The following is an 8,409-nucleotide window of genomic DNA, read 5'->3' as shown; positions in this document are numbered from 1 at the left end:
ATTGCGGAGCTGCATGACAATTACCTGCCGAACTACATCCCCCTGTGGGAGCGAGCTTGCTCGCGAATACGTCGTGTCAGTCGACATCTTTGTTGGCTGACACACTGCTTTCGCGAGCAAGCTCGCTCCCACAGGGTTTTGCATTGATCTGACAGGTATCGCTCAAACCGATCCGGCTTGTTCGGCGCCGCCGTCCTGGCTGCCTGGGTCGTACTTGTTGTTATCACGGGTGTTGCAGTTCACGACGGGAGGATGTGCAAACGCACACCCGCCAGCCGTGGGGGCAGTAAATCGTTATCTGGTCTGGGATTGCGTCAGCGCTGACTGCGCCTCGCCGCCCGTTGCCGGCACGCCGCGCCGAACGCCTGGAAAATCCTCAGGTAGTTCGGGTTGTCCAGCACCTGCCATTCCGGGTGCCATTGCACGCCGAGGGCGAAGGTCGGGCTGTGCTCGACCGAGATCGCTTCGATCAAACCGTCCGGCGCCACGGCTTCAGCACGCAGGCCGGGGGCGAGGCGGTCGATGCCCTGACTGTGAATCGAATTGACCTGAAATTCGTCGGGCAACTCCAGCGCTTCGAACACGCCGCCAGCGATCACACTGACCGCATGGGCCGGGGCGTATTGCACCGCCACGTCCGGGCTGTCGGCTTCACGGTGATCGAGCATGCCGGGCAGCTCGTGCACCTTCTGATGCAGGCTGCCGCCGAAGGCCACGTTCATTTCCTGGAAGCCACGGCAGATACCGAGCACCGGAACGCCCGCCGCGATGGCTGCACGCAATAAAGGAAGGGTGGTGGCGTCGCGGGCCGGATCATGATCCGTGCCGGGGGCGCTGGCCGGGCCTTGATAGCGGAAGGGCTCCACGTTCGAGGGAGAGCCGGTGAGCAACAGACCGTCGAGCTGACCGAGCAGGTCTTCGATTTCAGTCAGGTTGCCGAGGGAAGGAATGACCACTGGCAACCCTTGAGCGCCAACGCTGACAGCACGTACGTACTTGTCGCCGCTGATGTGATAGGGGTGCAGGCCAATCTGTTTGACGCACGCAGTAACGCCGATCAATGGCTTGAATGCCATTTTTATTCACCTCGAAGTCTGTCACTTGAACGAGCTTTTCCGGAGCTTAGCCTCGTTGATTTTAATTAACAACTGCCATGTAAAAAATTCTAAACGCCGTTCATCAAATTGCTCAGGTTTACCGGGGTTTGCCGGCGGATATGGCACGAGAGTGTTAAGAAAAGCCCGAAAAATAAAGGCTGCAGGGCAGGGTGTTCGCTATTGACTTCACTTTGCCTTTCGGATTGACTGGCTGCGCAACACAGTGGTGAACATAATAATTAACAGCTAAATAGGTGCATCATGTCGGTCCCTCTGCGTACCGTTCAACTCAACGAAGCCAACGCATTCCTTAAGAAATATCCTGAGGTTTTGTACGTCGACCTTCTGATTGCGGATATGAACGGTGTGGTGCGCGGCAAGCGCATCGAACGCACCAGTCTTCATAAGGTGTACGAAAAAGGCATCAACCTGCCGGCGTCGCTGTTCGCGCTGGACATCAACGGCTCGACGGTGGAAAGCACCGGCCTGGGCCTGGATATCGGCGATGCCGATCGCATCTGTTACCCGATCCCCGGCACCCTGAGCATCGAGCCGTGGCAAAAACGCCCGACCGCTCAACTGCTGATGACCATGCACGAGATCGAAGGCCAGCCGTTCTTCGCCGACCCGCGTGAAGTGCTGGCCAACGTTGTGCGCAAATTCGACGACCTTGGCCTGACCATCTGCGCGGCGTTCGAACTCGAGTTCTACCTGATTGATCAGGACAACGTGAATGGCCGTCCGCAATCGCCACGTTCACCGGTATCCGGCAAGCGTCCGGTGTCGACTCAGGTGTACCTGATCGACGACCTCGACGAATACGTCGACTGCCTGCAAGACATCCTCGAAGGCGCGAAAGAGCAGGGCATTCCCGCTGACGCCATCGTCAAGGAAAGCGCCCCGGCGCAGTTCGAAGTCAACCTGCATCACGTCTCCGACCCGATCAAGGCCTGTGATTACGCGGTCCTGCTCAAGCGTCTGGTGAAGAACATCGCCTACGACCACGAGATGGACACGACTTTCATGGCCAAGCCGTATCCGGGCCAGGCCGGCAACGGTCTGCACGTGCACATTTCGATTCTGGACAAAGAAGGCAACAACATCTTCGCCAGCGAGGATCCCGAGCAGAACGCCGCACTGCGTCACGCGATCGGCGGTGTGCTCGAGACCCTGCCGGCGCAGATGGCGTTTCTCTGCCCGAACGTCAACTCGTACCGCCGCTTCGGCGCGCAGTTCTACGTACCGAACTCGCCGAGCTGGGGCATCGACAACCGCACCGTGGCCGTGCGCGTACCGACCGGTTCAGCGGATGCCGTGCGCATCGAACACCGCGTCGCCGGTGCCGATGCCAACCCGTACCTGCTGATGGCTTCGGTGCTGGCCGGCATTCACCACGGGCTTACCAACCAGATCGAGCCTGGCGCGCCGGTCGAAGGCAACAGCTACGAGCAGAACGAGCAGAGCCTGCCGAACAACCTGCGCGACGCCTTGCGCGAGCTCGACGACAGCGAAGTCATGGCGCGCTACATCGACCCGATGTACATCGACGTGTTCGTCGCGTGCAAGGAAAGCGAGCTGGCCGAGTTCGAGAACTCGATTTCTGACCTTGAGTACAACTGGTATCTGCATACGGTCTGAAGATCAAAAGCCCCTCACCCTAACCCTCTCCCGGAGGGAGAGGGGACTGACCGCGTCGTCTGGAGATATCCGGCGACCTGAACGATCCAGTCGATGATGGATTCGGCAAAGATTTTTCAGGTCGGCGCAGTTACCAGGCATCCCCCGATCGGTCCCCTCTCCCTCTGGGAGAGGGCTAGGGTGAGGGCAGCGATTCCCGGCCAGACAAAGCAACCAGACCAACCCCCAAATTCCCCCTTGTCGAGCTCAAAACAATGACCACAACCCGCAACGACTGGGAACAACGCTTCCAGTCTCTGTCCATCGAATCCCGCGCCTTCATTAACGGTGAATATCGCCCGGCACTCAGTGGCGACACCTTCGAATGCCTGAGCCCGGTCGATGGCCGCTTTCTTGCTGCCGTCGCCAGCACCGATGAAGCCGACGCCAACCTGGCCGTCGAAGCCGCGCGCCAGTCCTTCAACTCTGGCATCTGGGCGAAAAAAGCCCCGGCCGAGCGCAAGCGCGTGCTGATCCGCTTCGCCGATCTGATCCTGCAACACCAGGAAGAACTGGCACTGCTGGAAACCCTCGACATGGGCAAACCGATCAGCGATTCGATGAGCATCGACATCCCGGCGACCGCCAACGCGATCCGCTGGAGCGCCGAGGCCATCGACAAGATCTACGACGAAGTCGCCGCCACGCCGCACGACCAACTCGGCCTCGTCACCCGTGAGCCCTCGGGTGTGGTCGCCGCCATCGTGCCATGGAATTTTCCGCTGATCATGGCCAGCTGGAAGTTCGCCCCGGCGCTGGCGGCGGGTAATTCGTTCATCCTCAAGCCTTCGGAAAAATCACCGCTGACCGCTATCCGCATCGCGCAACTGGCGCTGGAGGCGGGTATTCCAAAGGGCGTGTTCAACGTGCTGCCGGGCTACGGCCACACCGTCGGCAAGGCGCTGGCGTTGCACATGGACGTCGACGTGCTGGCCTTCACCGGCTCCACGGCGATCGCCAAGCAGCTGATGATCTATGCCGGCCAGAGCAACATGAAACGCGTCTGGCTCGAGGCCGGCGGCAAGAGCCCGAACGTGGTGTTCGCCGACGCCCCGGACCTGCGCGCGGCAGCCCAGGCAGCAGCCAGTGCCATCGCCTTCAACCAGGGCGAAGTCTGCACTGCCGGCTCGCGTCTGCTGGTCGAGCGCTCGATTCGCGAGCAGTTCATCCCGCTACTGGTGGAAGCGTTGCAAGCGTGGAAACCGGGGCATGCACTGGATCCGGCGACCACCGTCGGCGCCGTGGTCGACCAGCGTCAACTGGACAATGTGCTGCGCTACATCAGCATCGGCCGCGAGCAGGGCGCCGAGTTGATTGCCGGCGGCCAACGCACCCTCGAAGAAACCGGCGGCCTCTACGTGCAGCCAGCGATTTTCGACGGCGTGACCAATGCGATGACTATCGCCCAAGAAGAAATCTTCGGCCCGGTGCTGTCGCTGATCACCTTCGACACTGCCGAAGAAGCCCTGCAGATCGCCAACGACAGCATCTTCGGCCTCGCCGCCGGTGTGTGGACCAGCAACCTGAGCAAGGCGCACACCTTCGCCCGTGGCCTGCGCGCCGGCAGTGTCTGGGTCAACCAGTACGACGGCGGCGACATGACCGCGCCATTCGGTGGCTTCAAACAATCGGGCAATGGCCGCGACAAATCGCTGCATGCGTTCGACAAGTACACCGAACTGAAAGCGACCTGGATCAAGCTCTGACTCTTTTACAGCGGCGGCCGCCCCTGGTTGGCGGCCCTCGGAGAAACCTATGAAACAGCAACACGTAAACAGCTACTACGCCGCCACCCGCAACGAAGTCATCGACTTCCCGATTCTCGAAGAAGCGCTGGACTGCGACGTCTGCATTATCGGCGCCGGCTACACAGGCCTGTCCTCGGCATTGTTCCTCAGCGAAGCCGGCTACAAAGTCACGGTGCTGGAAGCGGCGAAAGTCGGCTACGGCGCCAGCGGTCGCAATGGCGGCCAACTGGTCAACTCCTACAGCCGCGACGTCGATGTCATCGAAGAGCGCTACGGCGACAAGACTGCGGAAATCCTCGGCAGCATGATCTTCGAAGGCGCCGACATCATTCGCTCGCGCATCAAGGATTACGACATCAAGTGCGACTACCGCCCGGGCGGTATTTTCGCGGCGATGAACAAGAAACAGCTCAACGGCCTGGCCGAGCAGAAACGCAATTGGGAACGCTACGGCAACCGCAATCTGAAGATGCTGGATGCAGCGGACATTCGTCGCGAAGTCGGCTCCGATGCTTACGTTGGCGGCTTGCTGGACATGCAGGGCGGCCACGTTCATCCGTTGAATCTGGCGCTAGGAGAGGCCGCTGCCATCGTGCGTTTGGGCGGCAAGATCTACGAGCAATCGGCGGCGGTGGAGATCACCTACGGCGAGCCGATCACCGTGCGCACTGCCAAAGGTCTGGTCCGTGCCAAATACCTGTTGATCGCCGGCAACGCTTATCTGCCGCAAGGCCTCGACAACCGCGTCACCGCGAAAAGCATGCCGTGCGGCTCGCAGATCGTCGTCACCGAACCGCTGACCGAGCAGCAGGCACGCAGTCTGATCACCAATAATTACTGCGTCGAGGACTGCAACTACCTGCTGGATTACTACCGCCTGACCGCTGACAACCGCCTGCTTTACGGTGGTGGTGTGGTCTACGGCGCGCGGGAGCCGGACGATATCGAGCAACTGATCCGGCCGAAGATCCTCAAGACCTTTCCGCAGCTCAAGGACGTGAAGATCGACTACCGCTGGACCGGCAATTTCCTGCTGACCATGTCGCGCATGCCGCAATTCGGCCGTATCGAAAAGAACGCCTACTACATGCAGGGCTACAGCGGCCACGGCGTCACCTGCTCGCACCTGGCCGGCAAACTGATCTCGGAAATGATCCGCGGCGACGCCGAACGCTTCAACGCCTTCGCCTCGCTGCCGCACATGCCGATGCTCGGCGGCCGCACCTTCTCCGCACCGCTTACCGCTCTGGGCGCGGTCTACTATTCCCTGCGCGACCGGTTCGGCGTCTGATTGACCTCACCGGCGACGGTCTGAAAGACCCCGCCGGTTTTTCACTTATGCAAAACCACTGATGTCCACTGTGGGAGCGAGCCTGCTCGCGAAGAGGCCAGCCCAGCCACACTCGCTTTTGCTGACCTGCTCAAAACCAAATGTGGGAGCGAGCTTGCTCGCGAAGGGGCCATATCAGCCAACATCTTCGTTGTCTGACACACTGCTTTCGCGAGCAAGCTCGCTCCCACATTGGCTGTATTGCCAGCGCAAGAGGAAGTTTCGTCTCACCATCCATCGAACCTGCTGAGCAACACCGGCAAACGTGATTTAATAGCCGCCTTTCACGGTTCCGGGACACGGGAGCAACGTGATCCGCGCGACCTGCGCGTCACCCGCCACCCACCCCCATCGCCCTTAAGTCGTTCTTACATAAGGCTGTCATGGATACGGGTTCTCGACTCAAACTAGTACGCGAAAGCTACAAACTCTCCCAGCGCGAGCTCGCCCGGCGTAGCGGCGTGACCAACGCGACCATCTCGCTGATCGAACAGAACCGCGTCAGCCCCTCCGTCAGCTCGCTGAAAAAGCTGCTCGAAGGCATACCGATGTCCCTGGCCGACTTCTTCACCTTCGACCAGCCCCCGCGCGAACACCAATACGTGTTCCGCGCCAACGAACAACCCGACCTCGGCCGCCACGGCCTGCGCCTGCTGCTCATCGGCGCCTCGGTGCCCAGCCGGCAGATGCGCCTGCTCCGCGAACAATACGCCCCCGGCGCCAGCTCCGGCGAAGAACCGATCGTGCATGCCGAAGGCGAAGAGTGCGGGCTGGTCACGCGCGGCACGGTAGAACTGACCGTGGACGGGCAGGTGAGTGTGCTGAGTGCGGGGGACGGGTATTACTTTCCGACGACGTTGCCGCATAAGTTTCGCAATATCGGCGCGGATGAGGCGGAGATTATTAGTGCGAATACGCCGGCGAATTTCTGATCGGATAACGCATTATTTTTTTGTTGACCCGGCATCTTTACGAGGTGCCGGGTTGTTTGTTCCTGCCATTCGTCAGCCTTCCCGCATTTTCCCCGCGCACGCGCTTCCAATGCATAACTCACCCCCGCAAAGGAACCGCCAACATGCGCAAATCCAACCTCGCAGCACTAACCCTGGCCACGCTGTTATCCGCCACTTCGCTCTACGCAACAGCCGCCAGCGACACCCCGGCACCCACGGGCAACGACGGCAATAGCCAGACCAACCCGAGTGCGCCGGAAGACATTCATTCCAATGGCGCCACCGTGCCCAAAGGCACGCAGGGCAATACCACCAACAATGATGGCTCGACACCTGCGGGTTCCAAGCCCAGTGGTTCGAAGCAATCGAACGACAGCGGCACCAGCAGCGGTGCTGGTGAGGGTTGAAGCTGTTTGCAGATGCAGCAAGCCCGGCATCAAGCCGGGCTCTCTATCAGGCAATCCTCGATGACCGAGGTTACTTAGCCTTCCAGTTCCCGCCGCTGTTCTCACAATCAATCTTTGCCTGCGCCAGGTGCTCGCCGTCGTAGTAATACGTGGTGACTTTCGCGTTGTCGGGCATGTTCAGCGGTTTGGCGCTTTTGTCTTTGCTGGTCGAGTGCGGGTTGGCCAGGGATTCCTGGGTGAGGCGGGCGGTGCAGGTGGCCTGGTAGTGGTCGTCGCAGCGATCGACTTTTTTCTTGGTGGCGTTGAGGGTGTCCTTGCTTTCGTTGCTGCAGGACCAGTTGATGGAGTCCACGGGCATGCCTTCGTATTCGTAGCAGCTGTGGGTTTCCACCGCTGGCACCGAGGCGCTGGAGGAGCGGGTCTGCACGTCGCAGCCTTCAGCCATGACGCAGGTGGGGATGATGGCGAACGTGGCGATCAGGAGCAGCAGTCGGGTTTTCATCGGCAATTCCTCTCCAATGGCGCCGCGTCTGATCGGTGATTTGGCGCTTGTCTGGTTTCGAGGCGGCGAGGGCGGGCAAGGTTCAATCGGCTTTGCGCTGCGCGATCTTCGCGTACACTGCGCAACAATCAGAAACATTCAGCGCAGGATTCGATTCCCATGGCCCAAACCCTCGAACGCGCTATCGCCATTGCCGCCACGGCCCACACCGGGCAGGTGGACAAGGGCGGGGCGCCGTACATTCTGCATCCGCTGAAAGTCATGTTGCGCATGCACACGCTGGAAGAACGCATCGTCGCTGTGCTGCACGATGTGGTCGAGGATTGCGGGGTGAGTCTGGATGATTTGCGCGGCGAAGGCTTCAGCGAAGAGGTGCTGGCGGCGATTGCAGCGGTGACCAAAGTGCCCGGCGAGTCCTACGAGGATTTTGTCGACCGCGCCGCGCAAAACCCGATTGGCCGGGTGGTGAAGCTGGCGGATCTGGAGGAGAACAGCGATATCTCGCGGATCGCCTCGCCGGGTTGGGAGGATCTGGAGCGGATCGAGAAATATCGGCGGGCGATTGCACGCCTTCGCGCATAGGAATGCCAATCCCCCTGTAGGAGCTGCCGAAGGCTGCGATCCGATCGTTCCCACGCTCTGCGTGGGAATGCAGCCGGGGACGCTCTGCGTCCCAAAAGATCGCAGCCTTCGGC

The 8,409-nt window shown here is 60.6% G+C and carries 8 protein-coding genes; 6 read left to right on the top strand and 2 right to left on the bottom strand.

Annotated features, from left to right (window positions below):
* Positions 1 to 314: 314 nt before the first annotated feature.
* Positions 315 to 1,076: a gamma-glutamyl-gamma-aminobutyrate hydrolase family protein gene (locus QMX86_RS26315; RefSeq protein ID WP_273528143.1), complete on the bottom strand. Its 762-nt coding sequence runs from the start codon at positions 1,074 to 1,076 to the stop codon at positions 315 to 317.
* Positions 1,077 to 1,358: 282 nt separating this feature from the next.
* Between QMX86_RS26315 and QMX86_RS26310 the strand changes: the two genes are divergently transcribed.
* The 5 genes from QMX86_RS26310 to QMX86_RS26290 all read left to right on the top strand — a co-directional run bounded on the left by QMX86_RS26310 (position 1,359) and on the right by QMX86_RS26290 (position 7,212).
* Positions 1,359 to 2,735 (top strand): glutamine synthetase family protein, encoded by a 1,377-nt coding sequence (locus QMX86_RS26310; RefSeq protein WP_007918694.1) that lies wholly within the window; start codon positions 1,359 to 1,361, stop codon positions 2,733 to 2,735.
* A gap of 254 nt (positions 2,736 to 2,989) precedes the next feature.
* Entirely contained in the window at positions 2,990 to 4,480 is a 1,491-nt protein-coding gene (locus QMX86_RS26305) for an aldehyde dehydrogenase (protein WP_110645555.1), read from the top strand.
* 49 nt (positions 4,481 to 4,529) lie between these two features.
* A complete protein-coding gene (locus QMX86_RS26300) occupies positions 4,530 to 5,813 on the top strand; it encodes an FAD-binding oxidoreductase (RefSeq protein WP_024013330.1) in 1,284 nt (427 codons plus the stop codon).
* A gap of 422 nt (positions 5,814 to 6,235) precedes the next feature.
* Complete coding sequence (locus QMX86_RS26295) at positions 6,236 to 6,784, top strand: cupin domain-containing protein (protein WP_011333561.1); 549 nt, start codon at positions 6,236 to 6,238, stop codon at positions 6,782 to 6,784.
* Between the two features lie 143 nt (positions 6,785 to 6,927).
* Positions 6,928 to 7,212 carry a hypothetical protein gene (locus QMX86_RS26290; RefSeq protein WP_282387091.1) on the top strand — a complete coding sequence of 95 codons (285 nt, stop codon included), beginning with the start codon at positions 6,928 to 6,930 and terminating at the stop codon, positions 7,210 to 7,212.
* Positions 7,213 to 7,282: 70 nt separating this feature from the next.
* Here QMX86_RS26290 and QMX86_RS26285 read toward each other — a convergent pair whose 3' ends face one another.
* Positions 7,283 to 7,714 (bottom strand): hypothetical protein, encoded by a 432-nt coding sequence (locus QMX86_RS26285; protein ID WP_076563430.1) that lies wholly within the window; start codon positions 7,712 to 7,714, stop codon positions 7,283 to 7,285.
* Between the two features lie 159 nt (positions 7,715 to 7,873).
* On the opposite strand from QMX86_RS26285, the gene QMX86_RS26280 reads away from it, so the two are divergent.
* Positions 7,874 to 8,296, top strand: coding sequence for an HD domain-containing protein (locus QMX86_RS26280; protein WP_073471228.1), 423 nt, complete (start codon positions 7,874 to 7,876; stop codon positions 8,294 to 8,296).
* Positions 8,297 to 8,409: the final 113 nt, after the last annotated feature.

The organism is Pseudomonas sp. PS01270 (assembly GCF_029959775.1).
In the GTDB taxonomy this organism is placed as follows: Bacteria; Pseudomonadota; Gammaproteobacteria; order Pseudomonadales; family Pseudomonadaceae; genus Aquipseudomonas; species Aquipseudomonas atacamensis.
The sequence above is the reverse complement of the archived record's forward strand: the minus strand, read 5'-3'. Positions and strand labels throughout refer to the sequence as shown.